General features: G+C 53.9%; 25 protein-coding genes. 5 read left to right on the top strand and 20 right to left on the bottom strand.

Annotated features, from left to right (window positions below; genetic code table 11):
• Positions 1–58 precede the first annotated feature (58 nt).
• Positions 59–1,870 (bottom strand): translational GTPase TypA, encoded by a 1,812-nt coding sequence (typA, locus tag ACTHYN_RS08965; protein ID WP_441812107.1) that lies wholly within the window; start codon positions 1,868–1,870, stop codon positions 59–61.
• A 617-nt stretch (positions 1,871–2,487) separates the two neighbouring features.
• Between typA and glnA the strand changes: the two genes are divergently transcribed.
• The 4 genes from glnA to glnG all read left to right on the top strand — a co-directional run bounded on the left by glnA (position 2,488) and on the right by glnG (position 7,323).
• Positions 2,488–3,891, top strand: coding sequence for a glutamate--ammonia ligase (glnA, locus tag ACTHYN_RS08960; protein ID WP_441812106.1), 1,404 nt, complete (start codon positions 2,488–2,490; stop codon positions 3,889–3,891).
• 154 nt (positions 3,892–4,045) lie between these two features.
• Entirely contained in the window at positions 4,046–4,570 is a 525-nt protein-coding gene (locus ACTHYN_RS08955; RefSeq protein WP_441812105.1) for a DUF4124 domain-containing protein, read from the top strand.
• A gap of 237 nt (positions 4,571–4,807) precedes the next feature.
• A complete protein-coding gene (glnL, locus tag ACTHYN_RS08950; protein ID WP_441812104.1) occupies positions 4,808–5,905 on the top strand; it encodes a nitrogen regulation protein NR(II) in 1,098 nt (365 codons plus the stop codon).
• Positions 5,902–7,323 carry a nitrogen regulation protein NR(I) gene (gene glnG, locus ACTHYN_RS08945; protein WP_441812103.1) on the top strand — a complete coding sequence of 474 codons (1,422 nt, stop codon included), beginning with the start codon at positions 5,902–5,904 and terminating at the stop codon, positions 7,321–7,323. The genes glnL and glnG overlap by 4 nt, the downstream gene beginning before the upstream one ends.
• A gap of 103 nt (positions 7,324–7,426) precedes the next feature.
• Here glnG and ssb read toward each other — a convergent pair whose 3' ends face one another.
• Positions 7,427–7,957, bottom strand: coding sequence for a single-stranded DNA-binding protein (ssb, locus tag ACTHYN_RS08940; protein ID WP_441812102.1), 531 nt, complete (start codon positions 7,955–7,957; stop codon positions 7,427–7,429).
• A gap of 57 nt (positions 7,958–8,014) precedes the next feature.
• Entirely contained in the window at positions 8,015–9,385 is a 1,371-nt protein-coding gene (locus ACTHYN_RS08935) for an MFS transporter (protein ID WP_441812101.1), read from the bottom strand.
• A 177-nt stretch (positions 9,386–9,562) separates the two neighbouring features.
• Here ACTHYN_RS08935 and uvrA point away from each other — a divergent pair, with 177 nt between their 5' ends.
• Entirely contained in the window at positions 9,563–12,397 is a 2,835-nt protein-coding gene (gene uvrA, locus ACTHYN_RS08930; protein WP_441812100.1) for an excinuclease ABC subunit UvrA, read from the top strand.
• Between the two features lie 58 nt (positions 12,398–12,455).
• Here uvrA and rplQ read toward each other — a convergent pair whose 3' ends face one another.
• From rplQ to rplN, 17 genes are all read right to left on the bottom strand, one after another.
• The gene (rplQ, locus tag ACTHYN_RS08925; RefSeq protein WP_441812099.1) at positions 12,456–12,854 is read right to left on the bottom strand and encodes a 50S ribosomal protein L17; all 399 of its coding nucleotides are present in this window, start codon (positions 12,852–12,854) and stop codon (positions 12,456–12,458) included.
• A gap of 33 nt (positions 12,855–12,887) precedes the next feature.
• Positions 12,888–13,892 (bottom strand): DNA-directed RNA polymerase subunit alpha, encoded by a 1,005-nt coding sequence (locus ACTHYN_RS08920; protein WP_441812098.1) that lies wholly within the window; start codon positions 13,890–13,892, stop codon positions 12,888–12,890.
• Between the two features lie 47 nt (positions 13,893–13,939).
• A complete protein-coding gene (rpsD, locus tag ACTHYN_RS08915; RefSeq protein WP_441812097.1) occupies positions 13,940–14,560 on the bottom strand; it encodes a 30S ribosomal protein S4 in 621 nt (206 codons plus the stop codon).
• Between the two features lie 18 nt (positions 14,561–14,578).
• Complete coding sequence (gene rpsK / locus ACTHYN_RS08910; RefSeq protein ID WP_071267319.1) at positions 14,579–14,968, bottom strand: 30S ribosomal protein S11; 390 nt, start codon at positions 14,966–14,968, stop codon at positions 14,579–14,581.
• Positions 14,969–14,981: 13 nt separating this feature from the next.
• Positions 14,982–15,338 carry a 30S ribosomal protein S13 gene (rpsM, locus tag ACTHYN_RS08905; RefSeq protein WP_441812096.1) on the bottom strand — a complete coding sequence of 119 codons (357 nt, stop codon included), beginning with the start codon at positions 15,336–15,338 and terminating at the stop codon, positions 14,982–14,984.
• A gap of 143 nt (positions 15,339–15,481) precedes the next feature.
• On the bottom strand, positions 15,482–15,595 hold the full coding sequence (gene rpmJ, locus ACTHYN_RS08900; protein ID WP_008174902.1) for a 50S ribosomal protein L36: 114 nt from the start codon (positions 15,593–15,595) through the stop codon (positions 15,482–15,484).
• A 30-nt stretch (positions 15,596–15,625) separates the two neighbouring features.
• The gene (gene secY, locus ACTHYN_RS08895; protein WP_441812095.1) at positions 15,626–16,948 is read right to left on the bottom strand and encodes a preprotein translocase subunit SecY; all 1,323 of its coding nucleotides are present in this window, start codon (positions 16,946–16,948) and stop codon (positions 15,626–15,628) included.
• 17 nt (positions 16,949–16,965) lie between these two features.
• On the bottom strand, positions 16,966–17,400 hold the full coding sequence (gene rplO, locus ACTHYN_RS08890) for a 50S ribosomal protein L15 (protein ID WP_441812094.1): 435 nt from the start codon (positions 17,398–17,400) through the stop codon (positions 16,966–16,968).
• Position 17,401: 1 nt separating this feature from the next.
• Positions 17,402–17,590 carry a 50S ribosomal protein L30 gene (gene rpmD / locus ACTHYN_RS08885; RefSeq protein ID WP_441812093.1) on the bottom strand — a complete coding sequence of 63 codons (189 nt, stop codon included), beginning with the start codon at positions 17,588–17,590 and terminating at the stop codon, positions 17,402–17,404.
• Positions 17,591–17,594: 4 nt separating this feature from the next.
• Entirely contained in the window at positions 17,595–18,095 is a 501-nt protein-coding gene (gene rpsE, locus ACTHYN_RS08880) for a 30S ribosomal protein S5 (protein ID WP_441812092.1), read from the bottom strand.
• 12 nt (positions 18,096–18,107) lie between these two features.
• Positions 18,108–18,455, bottom strand: coding sequence for a 50S ribosomal protein L18 (gene rplR / locus ACTHYN_RS08875; protein WP_096278067.1), 348 nt, complete (start codon positions 18,453–18,455; stop codon positions 18,108–18,110).
• 9 nt (positions 18,456–18,464) lie between these two features.
• A complete protein-coding gene (gene rplF / locus ACTHYN_RS08870) occupies positions 18,465–18,998 on the bottom strand; it encodes a 50S ribosomal protein L6 (protein WP_441812091.1) in 534 nt (177 codons plus the stop codon).
• 9 nt (positions 18,999–19,007) lie between these two features.
• Positions 19,008–19,400: a 30S ribosomal protein S8 gene (gene rpsH, locus ACTHYN_RS08865; protein WP_441812090.1), complete on the bottom strand. Its 393-nt coding sequence runs from the start codon at positions 19,398–19,400 to the stop codon at positions 19,008–19,010.
• Positions 19,401–19,488: 88 nt separating this feature from the next.
• A complete protein-coding gene (gene rpsN, locus ACTHYN_RS08860) occupies positions 19,489–19,794 on the bottom strand; it encodes a 30S ribosomal protein S14 (RefSeq protein ID WP_441812089.1) in 306 nt (101 codons plus the stop codon).
• 13 nt (positions 19,795–19,807) lie between these two features.
• Entirely contained in the window at positions 19,808–20,347 is a 540-nt protein-coding gene (gene rplE / locus ACTHYN_RS08855; RefSeq protein ID WP_441807040.1) for a 50S ribosomal protein L5, read from the bottom strand.
• Between the two features lie 15 nt (positions 20,348–20,362).
• Positions 20,363–20,683 (bottom strand): 50S ribosomal protein L24, encoded by a 321-nt coding sequence (rplX, locus tag ACTHYN_RS08850; protein WP_441812088.1) that lies wholly within the window; start codon positions 20,681–20,683, stop codon positions 20,363–20,365.
• A 17-nt stretch (positions 20,684–20,700) separates the two neighbouring features.
• Positions 20,701–21,059: 50S ribosomal protein L14 (gene rplN, locus ACTHYN_RS08845; protein ID WP_441812087.1), on the bottom strand; the 359-nt coding region annotated here is incomplete at its 5' end.

The raw sequence follows: 21,059 nt of genomic DNA, 5'->3' as shown, positions 1-21,059 counted from the left end.
CCAAACCCAAAAAAGGCCGGGGCTGTCACCAGCGCCGGCCTCATTTCAAGCGGGAACCTTACTTCTTGTTCGCGCGCTTGCGATCGTTTTCAGTAAGGTGCTTCTTACGCAGACGAATAGACTTGGGTGTTACTTCCACCAGCTCCTCGTCGTCGATAAATTCCAGCGCTTGCTCAAGGGTGAACTTGATGGGCGGCACCAGCGCAATGACTTCATCCTTACCGGACGCACGCATGTTATCGAGCTTTTTGCCCTTGGTGGGGTTGATCACGAGGTCGCTGTCACGGCTGTGAATACCACAAAGTTGCCCTTCGTAGACTTCCTGACCCGGGTCGAGGAAAAGCTTGCCGCGGCTCTGGAGTGTTTCCAAAGAGTAGGTCAAGGCTGTACCCGTTGCCATGGAGATCAGCACGCCGTTCTGACGACTGGTTACGTCACCTCCCTTGATGGGCCCGTAATGACTAAAGGTTGAGGTAAGAATACCTGTGCCAGATGTCATGGTCAGGAAGCTGTTACGGAAGCCAATCAAACCACGGGCAGGAATCGTGTACTCAAGCCGCATACGGCCTTTGCCATCCGGAACCATGTTGGTAAGCTCGCCTTTACGCAACCCCATTTGCTCCATCAGAGGGCCTTGATGCTGCTCTTCAATGTCGACAATGACGTTTTCGTAGGGCTCCTGCTTTTCGCCGTCCACTTCTCTGATAACCACTTCAGGGCGACCCACCGCCAGCTCGAAGTTTTCACGGCGCATGTTTTCGATCAGAACCGACAGGTGCAGTTCACCACGGCCAGACACTTTAAACTTGTCCATGGTTTCGCCGTCTTCAACCCGCAGAGCTACGTTGTGCAGCAGCTCTTTTTCCAGGCGCTCTTTAATGTTCCGGCTGGTTATGAACTTGCCTTCCTTACCACAGAACGGTGAATCATTAACCTGGAAGGTCATGGATACTGTGGGCTCGTCTACCGTTAGGGCAGGCAAAGCCTCCACATTGTTCATATCGCAAAGGGTATCCGAGATAAACAGTCTATCCAGGCCACTGACACAAATAATATCACCAGCCTGGGCTTCATCGACTTCTACACGCTGTAAACCGGAATGCCCCATGATCTTGAGAATCCGACCCTGGCGTTTTTTACCGTCGGCGCCAATGGCAACCACTGGCGAGTTGGTTTTCACTTTGCCGCGGGCGATGCGACCAATGCCAATTACCCCAAGAAAGCTGCTGTAATCGAGCTGGGAAATCTGCATCTGGAAGGGGCCTTCAGGGTCCACGGAAGGCGCAGGTACGTGATCAACGATGGCCTGGAATACAGCATCCATGTTGTCGTCAAGTTCCTCGTGCTCAAGGCCAGCAACGCCGTTAAGAGCACTGGCGTAAACAATCGGGAAATCCAGCTGGTCGTCGGTGGCACCAAGGCTGTCAAACAGATCAAAAACCTGTTCCACAACCCAATCCGGGCGAGCACCCGGGCGGTCAATTTTGTTCACGACCACAATGGGGCGCAACCCTGCCGCAAAGGCTTTCTGGGTTACAAACCGGGTCTGTGGCATGGGGCCGTCGATGGAATCAACCACCAGCAGCACGCAATCGACCATGCTCATGACCCGCTCTACTTCGCCGCCAAAATCTGCGTGGCCTGGGGTGTCTACGATATTAATATCGTATCCGTTCCATTTAAGAGCGGTATTTTTGGCAAGAATGGTAATGCCCCGCTCTTTTTCCTGATCGTTGGAGTCCATAACGCGCTCGTTCTCGAGCTCTTTGCGATCCAGCGTGCCAGATAGACGTAACAGCTTGTCTACAAGCGTGGTTTTACCATGGTCAACGTGGGCGATAATGGCGATATTACGAAGTTTTTCAATCACAAAATTATTCCTGCGAAATGCACTCAATGACCTGAGACAGCGGGTTAAAGGCCAACACCGACAACGCCATCTCAACTCTGTAAAATGAACTCATCCACCAGAGCCTGGCGGCCCGGAGCCTCACATGCGCCAACCAGATCGATAACCCGGACGCATGAGGAGAAAAATGAAGCGGCGCGCAGTATATCGAAAACCCAGCACCGTTTATACGAGGAAGACCGTCTATTTCTTAAACAATTTTCGCCGGCCAGTCCCAACGCACCACTTTAACGCGACATTGGAAGCCATCTGACAACAGCGCACCAACTTGGTGCATTTTCCCACTTTCACAGCTGCATTCTTTTGCCAATCTTCCCGGCAAGCCTGCGACAGCCCCCTTTGCCCCGCCAGATGCCTGCCCGCCACAAAGCCGGCAACCAAAACTGGCAAGCACCTTGCTTTGATATACACATCAGGCTTCTAGCCACTTATGCAGCCGAAATATGAAGGTAAGGATCACCGGCTTTTGCTAAGCTGCGCAGACCTGTATAACAGACCGGAATTCGGCCTCCAGGAATCACCCGGATCACAGATCACGAATGCACCCGCGGCGCGGGACTACTTAAGGAGCACGCACAATGTCCAAGACAGTTGATTTGATCAAAGAGCACGAGGTCAGATGGGTTGACCTGCGCTTCACCGATAGCAGAGGTAAAGAGCAGCACGTGACTCTGCCTGCCACCGTGGTAGATGAGGATTTTTTCACTGAAGGCAAGATGTTTGACGGCTCCTCTATCTCTGGCTGGAAAGGCATCAACGAATCCGACATGATTTTGATGCCCGATGACAGCAGCTCTGTGCTTGATCCGTTCACCGAAGAAAGCACCATTAATATCACCTGCGACATTGTCGAGCCTTCTACCATGCAAGGTTACGAGCGGGACCCCCGCTCTGTGGCGCGCCGGGCTGAGGAGTATTTGAAATCCACAGGCATCGCAGATGGCGCATTGTTTGGCCCGGAGCCTGAATTCTTTGTGTTCGACTCCGTAAAATGGAAAACAGACATGCAGGGCTCTATGTATGAGCTCTATTCTGAAGAGGCCGCCTGGGTTTCCGGAGACGACTTTAACCGTAACAACATTGGCCACCGCCCGGGCGTTAAAGGCGGTTATTTCCCGGTACCACCGGTAGACAGCCTGCACGACCTGCGGGGAGCCATGTGCGCCGCTATGGAGTCCATGGGGCTGGACATTGAAGTGCACCACCACGAAGTAGGTACCGCCGGCCAGTGTGAAATTGGTGTTGGCCCCAACCCGCTAACCAAAAAGGCCGACGAGGTACAGATTCTCAAATACTGCGTACACAATGTGGCTCACGCCTACGGAAAAACCGCCACCTTCATGCCCAAGCCGGTTGTCGGGGACAACGGCTCTGGCATGCACGTACACATGAGCCTCAACAAAGATGGCAAGAACCTGTTTTCCGGCGACAGCTATGCTGGCCTGAGCGAAATGGCCCTGTTTTATATTGGTGGCATTATCAAACACTCAAAAGCCATTAACGCCTTTACCAACCCGGCCACTAACAGCTACAAACGCCTGGTTCCGGGCTACGAAGCTCCGGTGATGCTGGCATATTCTGCCCGTAACCGTTCTGCATCCATTCGCATCCCATACGTAACCAGCCCCAAGGCTCGCCGTGTTGAAGTACGTTTCCCGGATGCCGCTGCCAACCCGTACCTGGCATTCGCAGCGCTGATGATGGCGGGTCTTGATGGCATCCAGAACAAGATTCACCCTGGCGATGCCATGGACAAGGACTTGTACGATCTGCCAAAAGAAGAAGCCCTGAGCATTCCAAAGGTAGCCGAAACCCTGCAAGAAGCTCTGGACTGCCTGGCAGAAGATCACGAGTTCCTGACCCGCGGCGGGGTGTTCACCGAGGACATGATCCAGGGCTACATCGACTTGAAACGTGGCGAGGTTGAGCAGATCAACATGACCACCCACCCGGTAGAGTTCGAACTTTACTACTCCTGCTAAAAGCCGCCTTGGCAATACCAGAAGCCCCACTCCCGTCGAGCGGGGCTTTTTTATGCGCCGTTAACGATATGTAACCATCATCTCTACTCTGCCACATTGAAAAGGCCTGCCCGGCCATTGATAATTACATTAAACATTACTGCAGGTTTTACTTATGAACCCAAGGCTTGGAATCACCGCAGGGCTATTACTCCTGATCGCAGGGCCGGTTACCGCCGAGGTCTACCGCAATGTGGATGCACAGGGCAATGTAACCTTCTCTGACGAGCCATCCAAAGGCGCAGAAACGGTAAAGGTAAAGCCTGTTACCACTGTTACTCTCCCCAAGCCGAAAAATGTCAGGGAAACCGACAAGCTTCGCGAAGACGTTAAACGGGAAGGGTCAGTCTATGAAAGCGTCTCGTTTACCCACCCTGAGGATGAGCAGGCATTCCATAGTGGCAGTGGCGATGTGCGCTTTGAAATGCGCAGCACCCCCGGGCTTGAATCGGGCCATAAATACGAGGTAACTCTCGACGGCCAACCGGTAGGCCAGAGTACGTCGGGCACAGTCACAGTTAACAACGTTTATCGCGGCACCCACGAAGCCGGTATTCATATTGTCGACAGCAATGGCGTGCAAATTAAAACCGGCAGCCCTGTTCGCTTTACCGTTCACCGCCCGTCAACCCAGAACTGACACCTCCCACCGACGCACCAAATTAGTGCGCTCGCACCACAAAAGTGCAACAATACGGACAGCAAGGGCTAAAAAAGCCTGGGCTGTCCGGTTGTCTCACGCTGCCCGCTCCGCAGCAGAACCTTAAGGGCACGCTTGTTGCCCGAACGTTTGCAGCCCATCCTGCCGACAGACAGCCAACGCACCAAGGCTGGTTCGGTTTTTGCTCAATCCTGTGACAACCAACAGGAAATACCCATGGCGTTCACATCGGCCCAGGCAGGCACATACAAAAATATGCTGGATAATCTCGCCACAGCCGTTGCTGTGCTGGGGGAAGATCTGGCCATCCGCTACCTGAACCCGGCGGCCGAAAGCCTGTTTGAAACCAGTATGGCACGCAGTACCGGCCTGGCGCTCAACGACATACTGCTGGACTCTGACGGCGCCCTCAAAACTTTACGTAAAGCCGCTGAAACCGGGCAGCCTTATACGCGCCGCGAATCCGAGTTTTTGCTTATTAGCGGTTCACGCAGAACCGTGGATTATTCTGTCTCTCTCCTTGAGCAGCACCCGGCGACACTGTTGATTGAAATGCAACCCAGGGATCACCTGCTACGGATAAGCCGGGAAGAAGATCTTATCGCCCAGCAGGAAACCACGCGAACCCTGGTACGCGGCATGGCCCACGAAATTAAAAATCCACTCGGCGGCATTCGAGGTGCGGCTCAACTGCTTGATCGTGAACTGGGCAGCGCCGACCAACGGGAATACACGCGAGTTATTATTGAAGAAGCGGATCGCCTGCGCGATTTGGTAGATCGTATGCTGGGCCCCAACAAGGCACCTAAACCGGCGCTCACCAACATTCATGAAATCCTTGAGCGGGTACGCACCCTGCTGGAGGCAGAGAGTAAAGACCAGGTGCTGTTCAAGCGCGACTACGACCCCAGCCTGCCAGAACTTTTTGGCGACAAGTCGCTGTTAATTCAGGCTTTTTTGAATATTGCACGCAATGCCATGGAGGCAGCTTTTGAACACCGGACGAGCAACAGCAAACAGGCAGAAATGCCCAGTATAACGTTTCGCACACGTGCAATGCGGCAGGTCACTATCGGCCCCAAACGCCACCGGCTTGGATGCCGGATAGACATCATCGACAACGGCCCCGGCATCTCCCCGGAACTGCGTCAGAACATTTTCTACCCTATGGTCAGCGGCCGTGCTAACGGTAACGGGCTCGGCCTATCTATCACCCAGAGCATCGTAGGCCAGCACAGCGGACTGGTTGAGTGTGAGAGTGAGCCTGGCAAAACCACCTTCATCATTTTACTGCCCCTGGAGTGCACGCCATGAGCGAAAAGCCCGCCAAAATCTGGATTATTGACGACGACCGCAGCATACGCTGGGTGCTGGACCGTGCCCTGACCCAGGCGAACATGCTACCTACCGCCTTCGAAAGCGGCGAACACATCATGGAACGGTTAGAGCATGAACACCCGGAGGCTATCATCAGCGATATCCGCATGCCTGGTGTAGACGGCATCACACTGCTGTCACAGATAGTTGAGACCTACCCGGATGTTCCGGTCATAATCATGACCGCGCACTCTGATCTGGAAAGCGCTGTAACCAGTTATCAGGCCGGTGCTTTCGAGTATCTGCCGAAGCCTTTTGACGTAGACGACGCTGTCACCCTGGTTAAACGGGCCGTCGCCCACAGCCGTGAAAAGCGGTCGACCTATCAACCGGAAGCAGAACCTCTTCTGCACAGCACTGACATAATCGGCGAAGCCCCCGCCATGCAGGAGGTCTTTCGCGCTATCGGCCGACTTTCACACTCCAACATTACCGTACTGATCAACGGCGACAGCGGCACCGGCAAGGAGCTAGTGGCTCAGGCACTTCATAATCACAGCCCCCGGGCCAAGAAGCCGTTTATTGCCCTGAATATGGCGGCGATTCCCAAAGACCTTATCGAGTCGGAACTTTTTGGCCACGAAAAAGGCGCCTTTACTGGTGCAAGTGCAGTGCGCCAAGGCCGCTTTGAGCAAGCCAACGATGGCACCCTGTTTCTTGATGAGATTGGCGACATGCCTGAAGCTACTCAAACCCGGCTACTGCGTGTTCTGGCTGATGGCGAATTTTACCGGGTTGGCGGCACCACCCCTATAACTGTGGACGTGCGCATCATCGCGGCCACCCATCAGAATCTGGAGAATCTTGTTCAATCCGGCTTGTTCAGGGAGGATCTCTTCCACCGGCTGAACGTCATCCGCGTGCACCTGCCAAAGCTCTCCGAGCGCCGCGAGGATATACCCCGACTGATGCAGCACTTTCTCAATAAGGCTGCGGGAGAACTGGCAGTTGAGCCCAAAAACCTGCGACCAGAGGCTGAGAACTACCTCAACACCCTGCCCTGGCCCGGCAATGTGCGGCAGCTTGAAAACACCTGTCGATGGCTCACCGTGATGGCAAGTGGCAGAGAGATTCATATTGAAGACTTGCCCCCGGAGTTACGCCGCAATGAAAGCGACACCCCCGCTCTGGGATCCACCTGGCAAGAAGGACTGAGAAGCTGGGCAGATCAGGCGCTTAAAAGAGGAGAAAAGGCAATTCTCGAGTCAACCATGCCGGAGTTTGAAAAAATCATGATCGAGGCTGCCCTCAAACATACGGCAGGACGCCGCCGGGACGCATCGATTTTGCTTGGCTGGGGGCGGAACACACTGACACGCAAGATTAATGAGCTGGGCATAGACATTACGCAATAGGGCCAACTGCGGGCGACACGCTTCCACACACAAAAGCCCCGCATCAGTGGGGCTTTTGAGATAAACGTAACGAATAAACGTTACAGTTTACATAAATCAGATTCTAAAACGGTATATCGTCATCAAAGTCGTCAACCGGCTCGGGCATGCTGCCGCCCTGCGCTGGCTGACCCTGATTATAGCCCCCGGAAGGCTGAGACGGCGGGTTGTTCCGGGGTTGAGCTGCCGGCGCAGTCTGCTGTTGCGGCCGCCCTGCAGGTGCACCCTGGCTGGCGCCGCCGCCGTCGCCGCGACTGTCAAGCATTTGCATCTGGCCATTAATGTCCACCACAACTTCCGTCGTGTAAACATCTTGGCCTTCTTTGTTCTGCCACTTACGGGTTTGTAGCTTGCCCTCAATATAAACCTTGGATCCCTTACGCAGGTACTGCCCCGCTATCTCGGCAATCTTGCCGAACATAACGATCCGGTGCCATTCCGTTTTAGGAACCAACTGGCCCGTCTGGCGATCTTTATAACTCTCGTCGGTAGCAATATTCAGGTTAACTACGGCATTGCCGTTGGGAGTGTAACGGGTATCCGGATCTTGCCCGAGATTCCCGATAAGAATAACTTTGTTTACGCCTCTTGCCATGTTCTGCTCCCGATTCTGTTTTCATGGACGCCTGCATTCCCTGCAAACCTCCGGATTTCAAGAACTGCTACTCTGCCGGACAAACGGAAAATCCGCGAGTAACGCCTCATCAAAGTGCTGTCGATCCACCTTGAGATAGGCGGTGGCAGCGTTTTCAACAATGACCACATCCTGCACACCCGGCAAACGGCGCAGGCTGCCATCCACATCGCCGTACTGAACACCGACCATATCCCGCAACTGTACCACGAAACCCGAGGTGTAGCCTGGCGCTGGCATAGTTAAGGCTATCAACAGCCAAAGCCCGAGAACAGTCACCATAAACCACACAACACCTGCAATTCCCACTTGCTGCAGCAAGAAGCCACCCAGGGCCCCGCCCAGAAATGCGCCCATGAACTGGGAGGTAGAATACACACCCATGGCCGTTCCCTTGCTTGCAGCCGGCGCTTCCTTACTGATCAGAGATGGCAGACTGGCTTCAAGCAGATTAAAGGCCATAAAAAAGAAAAACAGCACAACCCAGGCAAAAACCAGGCTGCCCGATACGCCAGACAGCGCCGCTGCAGCCAACGTGAGCAGCGCAATCGCACCGCACAGTACCGGCTTCATTCTGCGCTTTTTCTCGCCAACAATAATAAACGGCACCATGGCAAAAAACGAGGTGACCATCACACTCAGATAAAACCACCAGTGTGAGCTACTCGCCAGCCCCAACTGATCCTGCAGCACAGAAGGGAACACCAAAAAGAGCGACGTCAGCACCAGATGCAGGGCAAAAATTCCGAAATCCAGCCGCAACAGACGTTTGTCAGACAACACTCGCCCTAGCATGTCTTTCGCTGGATGGGTGTCGGCGCTGGTTTTTTTGTGGTGCGGCGTAGGCACAACACGGCTGACAACGAGCAACGCGAACATAGCCAGTATGGCGGTGGCATAAAAAATTCCGGACAGTCCCCATATAGAACCCAGCAGCGGCCCCAGCACCAACGACACGGAGAATGAAAGACCTATGGAGATGCCCACCGTTGCCATAGCCTTGGTACGCTCTTCCTCTCGGGTCAAATCACTAAGCAGTGCCATAAGCACACTCGCGATCGCCCCTGCCCCCTGAAGGATCCGACCGGCAATCACCACGTATATAGACTCTGCGGAGCCAGCCAGTATGCTACCCGCAGCAAAAAGGACCAGGCCAATATAAATCATGCGCTTGCGACCAACCCGGTCTGAGAGCAAACCGAAGGGTATTTGTAGCAGAGCCTGGCTTAGCCCGTAGGCGCCAATAGCGAAGCCGAGCAGTGCCGGGGTTGCACCTTCGAGCCCATCGCCCAGCAGCACGAATACCGGCATCACCATAAAAAGCCCGAGCATGCGCATGGCATAGACCGATGCCAACGCAAAGACGGAGCGTTTTTCCAGGGTATTCATGGTCGTTGGCTCCTTTGCCGGGTGTGAAAGTGTCGCCGGGCGAAAGAGCATATTTTCCGCGGGCGGCGCATTGTAACAGAAGGTCATCCAGCGGGGCACAGCTACAACTTTATCTACACTTTCGCCGCAGCCGGCGTAACACGGTATAATTTACGTTTTTTTCCCAAGCGAGGTGTTATGGACCATATCCAGATCAAAGGGGCACGGACCCACAACCTTAAGAACATCGACCTGGATATCCCTAGGGACAAGCTGATTGTCATAACCGGCCTGTCCGGTTCCGGTAAATCCTCCCTGGCATTTGATACGCTCTATGCTGAAGGTCAGAGGCGCTATGTGGAATCGTTATCCACCTATGCCCGCCAGTTCCTTTCCATGATGGAAAAGCCCGACATTGATCACATTGAGGGTCTGTCTCCTGCGATATCTATTGAGCAGAAATCCACATCCCACAACCCGCGCTCGACAGTTGGCACCATCACCGAAATCTACGATTACCTGCGACTCCTGTTTGCGCGAGCGGGCGAGCCTCGATGCCCGGACCACGATCTGCCGTTGTCGGCACAAACGGTAAGCCAAATGGTCGACCAAGTGCTCGCAATGCCCGAAGACAGCAAGTTGATGATCCTGGCGCCGGTTATTCGGGACCGAAAAGGTGAACACCTGCAGATCATTGAGACCATGCGCAGCCAGGGCTTTATCCGGCTAAGGGTGGACGGCACAGTTTACGACATAGACGACATACCGGCGCTCGACAAGAAGCGCAAACATCAGATAGACGTTGTGGTTGATCGCTTCAAGGCAAAACCTGGCCAGGAGCAACGGCTTGCCGAAAGTTTCGAGACCGCCCTGGGTCTTGCTGACGGCATCGCACTGGTCGCACCAATGGAGGGGGATACCGCGAGCGACGGTGAGGAGCACACCTTTTCCGCAAAATACGCGTGTACGCAATGCGGCTATGCTCTGAGCGAACTGGAGCCAAAGCTTTTCTCCTTTAACAGCCCCGCCGGCGCCTGCCCTACCTGCGACGGCCTGGGAGTAAAGCAGTTTTTCGATTCAGACAAAATCATACAGCACCCGGAAGCCACTCTGGCCGCCGGAGCCATAAAAGGCTGGGATCGCCGCGCGGTATATTATTTCCAGCTACTTGGCAGCGTAGCCGAGCACTACAACATTGATCTGGAAACCCCTTGGGAAGACCTGCCGGAGGAATTTCGAACCACGCTTCTTTTCGGTTCCGGCACGGAAAAAATAACGTTTAACTACGTCAACTCCCGCGGCCATATTATGGAACGGTCCCACTCCTTCGAGGGCATTATTCCTAACCTGGAGCGTCGTTACCGGGAAACAGAATCCCAGAGTATGCGCGAAGAACTGGCGCGTAATCTCAGCACCCAAGCCTGCAAGGAGTGCCATGGCTCGCGCCTGAGACGCAGCGCCCGCCACGTGTTCATCGATAAGCACAACCTGCCGGAACTGACCAATCTTCCCATCGGTGAGGCATATAGCTATTTCGATACGCTGGAACTGCCCGGGCGAAAAGGTGAGATCGCTGAAAAAATCACCAAGGAAGTGCGGCAACGGCTGCAATTTCTGGTCAATGTAGGATTGGAGTATCTAACTCTTGAGCGCAGCGCCGACACGCTATCCGGCGGTGAAGCGCAGAGAATACGGCTGGCCAGCCAGATAGGTGCGGGCCTTGTGGGGGTTATGTATATTCTGGACGAACCCTCCATTGGCCTTCATCAACGGGATAACGACCGCTTGCTGAGCACCCTTACCCATTTGCGCGATTTGGGCAATACGGTCATCGTCGTTGAGCACGACGAAGACGCAATTCGGGCAGCTGATCACGTGATTGATATAGGCCCTGGAGCCGGCGTCCACGGCGGCGAAATCATTGCCCAGGGCACTCCTGACCAGATTCTTCAAAACCCGAACTCGCTAACAGGTCAATATCTCAGTGGTGTCAAAGAAATAGCTATCCCGAACACAAGAAACCAGGGGAAAGGTCAGAACATAACCCTCACCGGCGCCACGGGCAACAACCTGCAAGATGTGACCCTGACATTACCCCTGGGGATCATGACCTGCATCACCGGCGTTTCCGGCTCCGGAAAATCCACTCTGATAAACAGCACCCTGTACCCCGTAGCTGCGGCCAAACTCAACAAAGCCACCAGTCTGACCGCCTCCCCCCACGCCGCACTGAAAGGCCTCGATCAGCTCGATAAAGTCATCGACATAGATCAAAGCCCAATCGGTCGAACCCCTCGCTCCAATCCAGCGACCTATACTGGTTTATTCACGCCAATCAGGGAGTTGTTTGCGGGCACTCAGGAAGCACGTTCGCGAGGATACAAGCCCGGCCGTTTCTCTTTCAACGTCAAGGGCGGCAGGTGCGAAGCATGCCAGGGCGATGGTATGATCAAGGTGGAAATGCACTTTTTGCCAGACGTGTACGTTCCCTGCGATGTGTGTAAAGCCAAGCGCTATAACAGGGAAACCCTCGAGGTGCGCTACAAAGGAAAGAACATCAATGAAGTGCTGGGCATGACTGTGGAGGAAGGTCGAGAATTTTTTGACGCTGTGCCGTTTCTCGCCAGAAAACTGCAAACACTGATCGATGTGGGGCTTTCATACATCCGCCTTGGCCAGAGCGCCGTCACTCTGTCTGGCGGCGAAGCGCAGAGGGTAAAGCTTGCCAAGGAGCTATCCAAGCGAGACACCGGGCAAACCTTGTATATCCTTGATGAGCCCACTACCGGGCTGCATTTTTACGATATCCAGCAACTGCTGAACGTGCTTCAGCGCCTGAGAGATCACGGCAACACCGTGGTCGTGATTGAGCACAACCTGGATGTCATCAAGACCGCAGACTGGGTCATCGACCTAGGCCCGGAGGGCGGTTCGGGCGGTGGCTACATTATTGCCGAGGGCACGCCAGAGGATATAGCCAGAAACCCGGCCTCGCACACAGGTCGGTACTTAAAGCCTATACTGCAGGGTTAACCGGCACAAAAAAACCGGAGCCGTTTCCGGCTCCGGTTTTTTCAACTCAACAGCAATATTACTTGCCGTCTTCGTCTACTTCTTCAGCTTCGATGTCCAACGGACGACCCACAAGCTCAACAAAGGCCATAGGCGCATTGTCGCCTGCACGGAAGCCACACTTCAGAAGACGAAGGTAACCACCCGGGCGCTCGCTGTAACGGGGGCCAAGCTCATCAAACAGCTTGGCAACCGCTGCTTCGTCGCGCAGGCGGGAAAACGCCAGACGACGATTCGCAACCGAATCTTTTTTGGCGAGCGTAATCAAAGGCTCGGCTACGCGGCGAAGTTCCTTCGCCCTCGGTAGCGTTGTCTTGATCAGCTCATGACCAACCAGTGACGCAGTCATGTTACGAAACATGGCCTTGCGATGCGCACTGGTCCTACCAAACTTACGACCACTCTTACGATGACGCATTGCTCTGATTCCTTACCTTAAACTAATCGGCAATCAACCGCCCAACACCCGGTCGTCGCCACGAAGGCTAGCCGGTGGCCAGTTATCAAGGCGCATACCAAGAGATAAACCGCGGGACGCCAAAACGTCCTTGATCTCAGTGAGCGACTTCTTACCAAGGTTAGGCGTCTTCAACAGCTCAACTTCTGTGCGCTGGATAAGATCGCCGATGTAGTAAATGTTTTCAGCCTTCAAGCAGTTAGCTGAACGCACTGTCAATTCCAGATCATCCACCGGGCGCAGCAGAATAGGATCGATTTCCTCCTCTTCCTCTACACGCTCAGGCTCTTTCTCATGATCGAAATCGACAAATACTGCCAGTTGCTGCTGGAGAATGGTGGCTGCCCGGCGAATTGCTTCTTCCGGATCAATTGTGCCGTTTGTCTCCAAATCAATAACCAGCTTGTCCAGGTCGGTACGCTGCTCTACTCGCGCGCTTTCCACGGAATAGGCTACACGGCGAACCGGGCTGAAGGTTGCATCCAGTTGCAGACGTCCGATGGCGCGGGTTTCATCTTCCTCGAGACCGCGCTGGTCCGCTGGCTCATAGCCGCGACCGCGTCCAATGCGCAGGCGCATGTTCACTTCACCGTTCTCACTCAGGTGACAGATCACATGGTCCGGATTGGAAATCTCAACGTCATGATCCAGCTTGATATCACCGGCTGTCACTACGCCCGGGCCTTTCTTGGTGAGCGTGAGCTCAGTGTCATCCCGACCGTTCATCTTGACCGCAACGCCCTTAAGATTCAGAAGAATCTCAATGACGTCTTCCTGGACACCCTCAATGGCGCTGTATTCGTGCAAAACACCATCAATCTGCACTTCAGTTACGGCGCAACCCGGCATCGAAGACAAAAGAATACGGCGCAACGCGCTACCCAGAGTGTGGCCAAAGCCCCTTTCCAAGGGCTCAAGCGTTACCTTGGCACGCACTTCGCTCGATTCCTTTACATCAATCGTACGAGGTGTCAATAACTCTTGAACTGAACGCTGCATAGACGCCCCTATCTGCTATCGTTGCTACTTACGTTGCAAATCAGGCTTTACTTGGAGTAAAGCTCGACGATGAGGTTCTCATTGATGTCGGCCGGCAATTCAGTCCGCTCAGGCACTGATTTGTAAACGCCGGACATCTTGGTGGCGTCGACCTCTACCCAGCTCACCGGTGCACGGCTTGCAGACAGGTCCAGAGCGCCTTTAACACGCAACTGGTTTCTGGCCTTTTCACGTACACCCACAACGTCACCCGGCTTAACTTTGTAGGAAGCAATATTCACTACTTTGTCGTTAACCAGGATCGCCTTGTGAGAGACGAGCTGACGGGACTCTGCACGGGTAGAACCGAATCCCATGCGATATACAACGTTGTCAAGACGCGTCTCGAGAAGTTGCAGCAGGTTTTCACCGGTTGCACCTTTCAGGCGAGCCGCCTCTTTGTAGTAGTTGCGGAACTGCTTTTCAAGAACGCCGTAAATACGACGGACTTTCTGTTTTTCACGAAGCTGTACGCCGTACTCGGACAGACGACTGCGACGCGCGCCATGCATACCTGGCGGAGTCTCGATGTTGCACTTTGAATCCAGTGCGCGAACACCGCTCTTCAGAAAGAGGTCTGTCCCTTCACGACGAGACAGCTTGCACTTCGGGCCTATATAACGAGCCATATTTCACTGTCTCCTGTGTTAGACGCGGCGCTTTTTGGGCGGACGACAACCGTTATGGGGAATCGGCGTCACATCTGTGATGTTAGTGATCTTGTAGCCACACCCATTAAGAGCGCGAACTGCAGACTCACGTCCGGGCCCGGGACCCTTAACCTCTACGTCCAGGTTTTTAAGGCCGTATTCAGCAGCCGCGTTACCGGCTCTTTCAGCTGCTACCTGCGCAGCAAAAGGTGTACTCTTGCGTGACCCACGGAAACCGGAACCACCAGAGGTAGCCCAAGACAGGACGTTGCCCTGACGGTCAGAAATGGTCACGATAGTGTTGTTGAAGGACGCGTGAACGTGCGCGACGCCATCAACAACGGTCTTTTTCACCTTTTTACGGGTACGTGTACCTGGCTTTGCCATGTTTGCCTACCTGTTACCTGCGAATAGGTTTGCGTGGACCTTTACGGGTGCGCGCGTTGGTCTTTGTGCGCTGGCCGCGGACTGGAAGCCCGTGACGGTGGCGCAGACCACGGTGACATCCGAGATCCTTCAAACGCTTAATGTTCATCTGTACTTCACGACGCAGATCGCCTTCAACGATCGCCTTACCCACTTCAGTACGAAGTGATTCAAGCTGCTCGTCTGAAAGGTCTTTAACCTTGACGTCCGGCTTAACGCCGGTTGCATCGCAAAGCTTCTGAGCTGTCGTCTTACCAACACCGAAAAGGTAGGTCAGCGAGATAACAGCATGTTTGTGATCGGGTATATTGACACCGGCTATACGTGCCATCCAAATTACTCCGCGTTCAAAGCTATGCTGTGTGAATTTTCCGCCACTAAATACGGGCGCGAAATAATAGCGCCTGACCCGCTACTGAGTCAAGCGCTAGTATTCTTACCCCTTATGGCAGTGCAAGATGCTTCCCTTAGGAATCAGCCTTGACGCTGCTTATGGCGAGGCTCCGAGCAAATGACTCGTACCGAGCCATTGCGACGAATTACTTTGCAGTTACGGCAAATTTTCTTTACCGAAGCGCGTACTTTCATTGTCGACTCCAGTTTTCAAGGGGAACGGGGTTAACCGTTCCGACTATAGCCCTTGAGATTGGACTTCTTCATCAGTGACTCATACTGATGTGACATCAGGTGCGACTGAACCTGGGCCATGAAATCCATCACCACGACTACAACAATCAGCAGTGATGTGCCACCCAAATAGAAAGGCACATTCCCGGCAACCATCAGAAACTGAGGAAACAGGGAGACCGCTGCAATGTACATTGCACCGAACAGGGTCAAGCGAGTCAGAACACCGTCGATATACTTGGCGGTCTGATCGCCCGGACGAATGCCCGGAATAAAGGCGCCAGAGCGCTTGAGGTTATCCGCAACTTCCTTCGGGTTGTACATAAGCGCTGTATAGAAGAAGCAGAAAAATATCACTGCCGCAGCGAACAGAATTATGTACAACGGCTGACTTGGAGCCAGTGCCTGGGAAACGTCACTGAGCCACTCCATACCCTCACCCTGGCCAAACCACTGCCCGAGTGATGCCGGGAAAAGCAGTATGGAAGACGCAAATATGGGCGGAATCACACCGGCCATATTTACCTTCAAAGGTAAGTGGCTGGACTGCTGGGCAAACACACGGCGCCCTTGCTGTCGCTTTGCATAATTAATGGTGAGCCTACGCTGACCACGCTCCATGAACACCACGAAGCCAACTATCGCAACCGCAAGAATGCCAATACCCAGAACAAGCAACAGGCTCATTTCACCGTTACGGGCCTGCTCCAGAGTCTGACCAATTGCGCCGGGAAGCCCGGCGACAATACCTGCGAAAATCAGCAGGGAGATGCCGTTGCCGACACCTCGCTCAGTAATCTGTTCGCCCAGCCACATCATGAAGACCGCACCACTCACAAAGGAAACAACCGCCACAAAGTGGAAGCTGAAACTATCGTTGAAGGTAACGCCCTGAGAAGCCAGGCCAACAGAAATACCAAAACCCTGAACAAGGGCCAGGACAACCGTACCATACCGAGTGTACTGGCTTATCTTTCGACGCCCAGCCTCACCCTCTTTTTTCAACTGCTCAAGCTGCGGACTGACCGCAGTCATGAGCTGCATGATAATCGAGGCAGAGATATACGGCATGATACCGAGTGCTAAGATACTCATGCGCTCAAGCGCACCACCTGAAAACATGTTGAACATACTCAGGATCGTGCCCTGATTTTGCTCGAACAGTGCTGCCAGACGATCTGGGTTAATGCCCGGCACCGGAATGTGGGCACCAATTCGGTACACCAGCAATGCCAGGAAGACAAACCAGAGCCGCGATCGCAGCTCTGCCAGTCCTTTTCCCGCGCCCGCAGGCAATGATGCGTTCTTGGCCATTTAGTCCTCGACTCGCCTTAGTCTTCGACTTTGCCACCCGCGGCAGAAATTGCCTCGCGCGCGCCTTTGGTTACCCGAAGTCCTTTCACGGTTACTGCACGATCGATCTCGCCCGACAGAATAACCTTGGCTTCGCGAATTTCCTCGCGGACGATATCGGCCTTTTTAAGTGCCGCAAGATCCACGGTATCACCTTCAACCTTCGCCAGTTCATTCAGACGAATTTCAGCCACATAACGCTGCTGGCGCGATGTGAAGCCGAATTTCGGCAAACGACGAGCCAAAGGCTGCTGACCACCCTCGAAACCAGGGGCAACACTGCCACCGGAACGGGATTTCAGACCCTTGTGACCGCGACCACCGGTTTTACCGATGCCGCTACCGATACCACGACCAACGCGCTTGGCTGCAGGACGTGAACCGAGCTCTGGACTAAGTTCGTTCAGACGCATCTTAGTTCTCCTCTACCCGAACCAGGTAGTTCACCCGGTTGATCATGCCGCGCATAGAAGGCGTATCTTCCACCTCCACGGTATGACCGATTTTACGAAGACCCAAGCCCTTTACACAAAGCTTGTGCTTAGGCTGGCAGCCGATCGGGCTGCGGGTCAGAGTTACTTTGATCATTTTTGCGTTCGCCATGACTTCAACCCAGAATCTCTTCGACGGATTTACCGCGCTTGGCTGCAATATCTTCAGGTGCTTGAGTAGCCTGAAGACCCTTGATGGTGGAACGCACCACGTTTACCGGGTTGGTAGACCCGTAACACTTCGACAGTACGTTCTGAACACCGGCGACCTCGAGTACCGCACGCATCGCGCCACCGGCGATGATGCCTGTACCTTCAGAAGCGGGCTGCATATATACCTTGGAGCCACCGTGCTGGGCTTTAACAGCATACTGCAGGGTTGTACCGTCGAGAGGCACATCAACCATGTTCTTACGTGCAGCTTCCATCGACTTCTGGATAGCAACAGGCACTTCACGTGCTTTGCCGCGACCGAAGCCAACGCGTCCCTTGCCGTCACCTACAACGCTCAGTGCAGTGAACGCGAATACGCGACCACCTTTAACCACCTTGGCGACGCGATTCACCTGAACCAGCTTTTCCTGGAGCTCAGGCGCTTTTTGATCGTTAACGCTCATTTTCTCCACCTCTTAGAATTGCAAGCCAGCTTCGCGGGCTGCATCGGCCAAAGCCTGTACGCGACCATGATAACGGTAACCGGAGCGGTCGAAAGCGACCTGCTCAACACCTGCCGCCTTGGCACGTTCAGCGATTAGCTGCCCAACCTTTTTAGCGGCGTCCACGTTACCGGTTGCACCCTGGCGCAATTCCTTATCCAACGTGGAGGCAGTGGCAATTACCTGGCTGCCATCTGCTGTCGTAACCTGGGCGTACATATGACGCGGGGTGCGGTGAACGCACAAGCGTGTCGTACCCAGTTCACGGATCTTCATGCGCACTTTGCGTGCGCGACGCAATCTTTCGTTATTCGCGCTCATAGTCCCGCCTTATTTCTTCTTGGCTTCTTTGCGTCTTACCTGCTCATCCGCATAACGTACACCTTTGCCTTTATAAGGCTCGGGTGGACGGAACGCGCGGATTTCCGCAGCGACGTGGCCAACCTGTTGCTTGTCGATACCGCGAATGACAACTTCCGTATTTGACGGAGTTTCTGCGGTAATCCCCTCGGGCAGCTCATACTCGACCGGGTGAGAAAAACCCAGCGTGAGATTGAGCTTCTTACCTTGCGCCTGGGCCCGATAACCTACACCGATCAGCTGGAGCTTGCGCTCGAAGCCTGCGGATACGCCGGTCACCATGTTACCGACCAGCGCGCGGGTTGTGCCGGCAAGAGCGCGGGACTGTTGGGCACCATCACGGGCAGTAAAGCGAAGAACGTTTTCGTCCTGCTTTACTTCCACCGCCTGATGAATTGAAAACTCAAGCGCTCCTTTGGAGCCCTTAACACTAATTTCCTGTCCGTTCAGCTTAACCTCAACACCGGAAGGCAGCACGACAGGATTATTGGCAACCCTGGACATGTGATTCTCCTAGAATACGGTGCAGATGACTTCGCCACCCACGCCAGCAGCTCGTGCGGCGCGGTCTGTCATTACGCCCTTGGACGTAGAAACAATCGCGACTCCCAAACCACCGGATACTTTCGGCAGTTCCCCAGCACCTTTATATTGGCGCAGACTTGGACGGCTAACCCGCTTGATCTGCTCAATAACCGGCTTGCCACCGAAGTATTTGAGGTTGATCGTCAGCTCGGGCTTTACGTCGGCTGAAACGGAAAACTCCCCAACATAGCCTTCGTCCTTCAGGACCTGGGCTACTGAGATCTTCATCTTTGAAGACGGCATCGTAACGTCTGTTTTAGATGCCATCTGGGCGTTGCGTATACGGGTTACCATATCCGCAAGCGTATCTTGCATACTCATTGGTATGAGGCTCCTGATCTTTTTAGTTGTGCAGCGGCTTGCCGCACCGCTTACCAACAGGCACCTGACCTTGGTCAGGCGGCCTATCTTACCAGCTTGCTTTAGTCAGGCCCGGAACGTCACCGCGCATGCCGTACTCACGAAGTTTAATCCGTGAAAGTTCGAACTTGCGAAGAACGCCATGGGGACGACCAGTCACCTGGCAACGATTACGAAGACGCGAAGGAGACGCATCGCGAGGAAGCTGCTGTAGCTTCATCTGCGCATCCCAACGGTCATCATCGCTGGTATTCGGGTTTTTGATAATCGCCTTGAGTTCTGCACGCTTCGCTGCATACTTCGCAACAACTTTCTCGCGCTTCAACTCACGGTTTTTCATGGAAACCTTAGCCATTACACTCGTTCCTTTATTTCTTGAACGGAAAACCGAAAGCTTTTAAAAGCTCACGACCTTCATCGTCGGTATCGGCACTGGTGGTAATGGTGATATCCAGCCCACGGATCTTGTCGACTTTGTCGTATTCGATCTCAGGGAAGATAATCTGCTCACGCACACCCATGCTGTAGTTACCGCGCCCATCAAAGGACTTGGGATTCAGACCACGAAAGTCACGAATGCGGGGAACCGCAATGTGAACCAGGCGATCAAAGAAATCCCACATGCGCTCACCGCGCAGGGTAACTTTGCAACCAATCGGCCAACCTTCACGGATTTTAAAGCCCGCTACAGATTTACGCGCCGTGGTAACGACCACTTTTTGACCCGCCAGGCGTTCTAAATCCGCCACTGCGTTCTCAATCAGCTTTTTGTCGCCAACGGCTTCGCCGACACCCATATTCAGGGTAATCTTTTCGATACGCGGCACCTGCATGATGTTCTTGTAGCTGAACTCTTTCTGCAGGGCGGGTACCACTTCCTTGCTGTACTGCTCTTTCATATTAAGCATCGTAACCACCACCGCTTACTGGTTATCGACAGCTTCTTTCGTAGCTTTGAAGATCCGCACTTTTGAACCGTCTTCCTTGTTCTGGAAGCCGACACGATCGGCTTTGCCGGTCTGCGGATTAAAAATAGCCACGTTGGAAGCCTGAATAGGTGCTTCTTTCTCGACGATGCCACCTTGGGTGCCCAGCATCGGGTTCGGTTTGGTGTGCTTCTTCATCATATTGATGCCAGAAACAATCACCCGACCGTCGTCCTGAACCTTCAGGACTTTACCACGTTTGCCTTTGTCTTTCCCCGTAGTGACGATTACTTCGTCATCTCGTTTGATCTTTTTCATAACCGGCCTCTGGTCCTTTAAAGTACTTCGGGTGCCAGTGAGATAATTTTCATGAACTTTTCATTACGCAGTTCACGGGTAACCGGTCCGAAGATACGGGTACCAATAGGTGCGTCCTGAGGGTTCAGAAGTACAGCCGCATTACCGTCGAAACGGATCAACGACCCATCGGGACGACGCACACCTTTGCGGGTCCGCACTACTACAGCCTTCAGTACCTGGCCTTTTTTCACTTTACCGCGGGGGATGGCTTCCTTAACGGTCACCTTGATAATATCCCCGATAGCAGCATAACGCCTGTGTGAACCGCCCAGGACCTTGATGCACATCACCTGACGCGCACCGCTGTTATCCGCGACTTCAAGCATTGTCTGAG

Source organism: Marinobacter sp., from assembly GCF_052091845.1.
GTDB lineage: Bacteria > Pseudomonadota > Gammaproteobacteria > Pseudomonadales > Oleiphilaceae > Marinobacter.
Note: the sequence above shows the minus strand (reverse complement) of the source record. Positions and strands in the feature narration are given on the sequence as shown.

Excerpts from the sequence above, each read along its gene's own strand:
- glnA (WP_441812106.1), top strand. The coding sequence starts at position 2,488 with ATGTCCAAGACAGTTGATTTGATCAAAGAGCACGAGGTCAGATGGGTT.
- ACTHYN_RS08955 (WP_441812105.1), top strand. The coding sequence starts at position 4,046 with ATGAACCCAAGGCTTGGAATCACCGCAGGGCTATTACTCCTGATCGCA.
- glnL (WP_441812104.1), top strand. The coding sequence starts at position 4,808 with ATGGCGTTCACATCGGCCCAGGCAGGCACATACAAAAATATGCTGGAT.
- glnG (WP_441812103.1), top strand. The coding sequence starts at position 5,902 with ATGAGCGAAAAGCCCGCCAAAATCTGGATTATTGACGACGACCGCAGC.
- ssb (WP_441812102.1), bottom strand. The coding sequence starts at position 7,957 with ATGGCAAGAGGCGTAAACAAAGTTATTCTTATCGGGAATCTCGGGCAA.
- ACTHYN_RS08935 (WP_441812101.1), bottom strand. The coding sequence starts at position 9,385 with ATGAATACCCTGGAAAAACGCTCCGTCTTTGCGTTGGCATCGGTCTAT.
- uvrA (WP_441812100.1), top strand. The coding sequence starts at position 9,563 with ATGGACCATATCCAGATCAAAGGGGCACGGACCCACAACCTTAAGAAC.
- rplQ (WP_441812099.1), bottom strand. The coding sequence starts at position 12,854 with ATGCGTCATCGTAAGAGTGGTCGTAAGTTTGGTAGGACCAGTGCGCAT.
- ACTHYN_RS08920 (WP_441812098.1), bottom strand. The coding sequence starts at position 13,892 with ATGCAGCGTTCAGTTCAAGAGTTATTGACACCTCGTACGATTGATGTA.
- rpsD (WP_441812097.1), bottom strand. The coding sequence starts at position 14,560 with ATGGCTCGTTATATAGGCCCGAAGTGCAAGCTGTCTCGTCGTGAAGGG.
- rpsK (WP_071267319.1), bottom strand. The coding sequence starts at position 14,968 with ATGGCAAAGCCAGGTACACGTACCCGTAAAAAGGTGAAAAAGACCGTT.
- rpsM (WP_441812096.1), bottom strand. The coding sequence starts at position 15,338 with ATGGCACGTATAGCCGGTGTCAATATACCCGATCACAAACATGCTGTT.
- rpmJ (WP_008174902.1), bottom strand. The coding sequence starts at position 15,595 with ATGAAAGTACGCGCTTCGGTAAAGAAAATTTGCCGTAACTGCAAAGTA.
- secY (WP_441812095.1), bottom strand. The coding sequence starts at position 16,948 with ATGGCCAAGAACGCATCATTGCCTGCGGGCGCGGGAAAAGGACTGGCA.
- rplO (WP_441812094.1), bottom strand. The coding sequence starts at position 17,400 with ATGCGTCTGAACGAACTTAGTCCAGAGCTCGGTTCACGTCCTGCAGCC.
- rpmD (WP_441812093.1), bottom strand. The coding sequence starts at position 17,590 with ATGGCGAACGCAAAAATGATCAAAGTAACTCTGACCCGCAGCCCGATC.
- rpsE (WP_441812092.1), bottom strand. The coding sequence starts at position 18,095 with ATGAGCGTTAACGATCAAAAAGCGCCTGAGCTCCAGGAAAAGCTGGTT.
- rplR (WP_096278067.1), bottom strand. The coding sequence starts at position 18,455 with ATGAGCGCGAATAACGAAAGATTGCGTCGCGCACGCAAAGTGCGCATG.
- rplF (WP_441812091.1), bottom strand. The coding sequence starts at position 18,998 with ATGTCCAGGGTTGCCAATAATCCTGTCGTGCTGCCTTCCGGTGTTGAG.
- rpsH (WP_441812090.1), bottom strand. The coding sequence starts at position 19,400 with ATGAGTATGCAAGATACGCTTGCGGATATGGTAACCCGTATACGCAAC.
- rpsN (WP_441812089.1), bottom strand. The coding sequence starts at position 19,794 with ATGGCTAAGGTTTCCATGAAAAACCGTGAGTTGAAGCGCGAGAAAGTT.
- rplE (WP_441807040.1), bottom strand. The coding sequence starts at position 20,347 with ATGCTTAATATGAAAGAGCAGTACAGCAAGGAAGTGGTACCCGCCCTG.
- rplX (WP_441812088.1), bottom strand. The coding sequence starts at position 20,683 with ATGAAAAAGATCAAACGAGATGACGAAGTAATCGTCACTACGGGGAAA.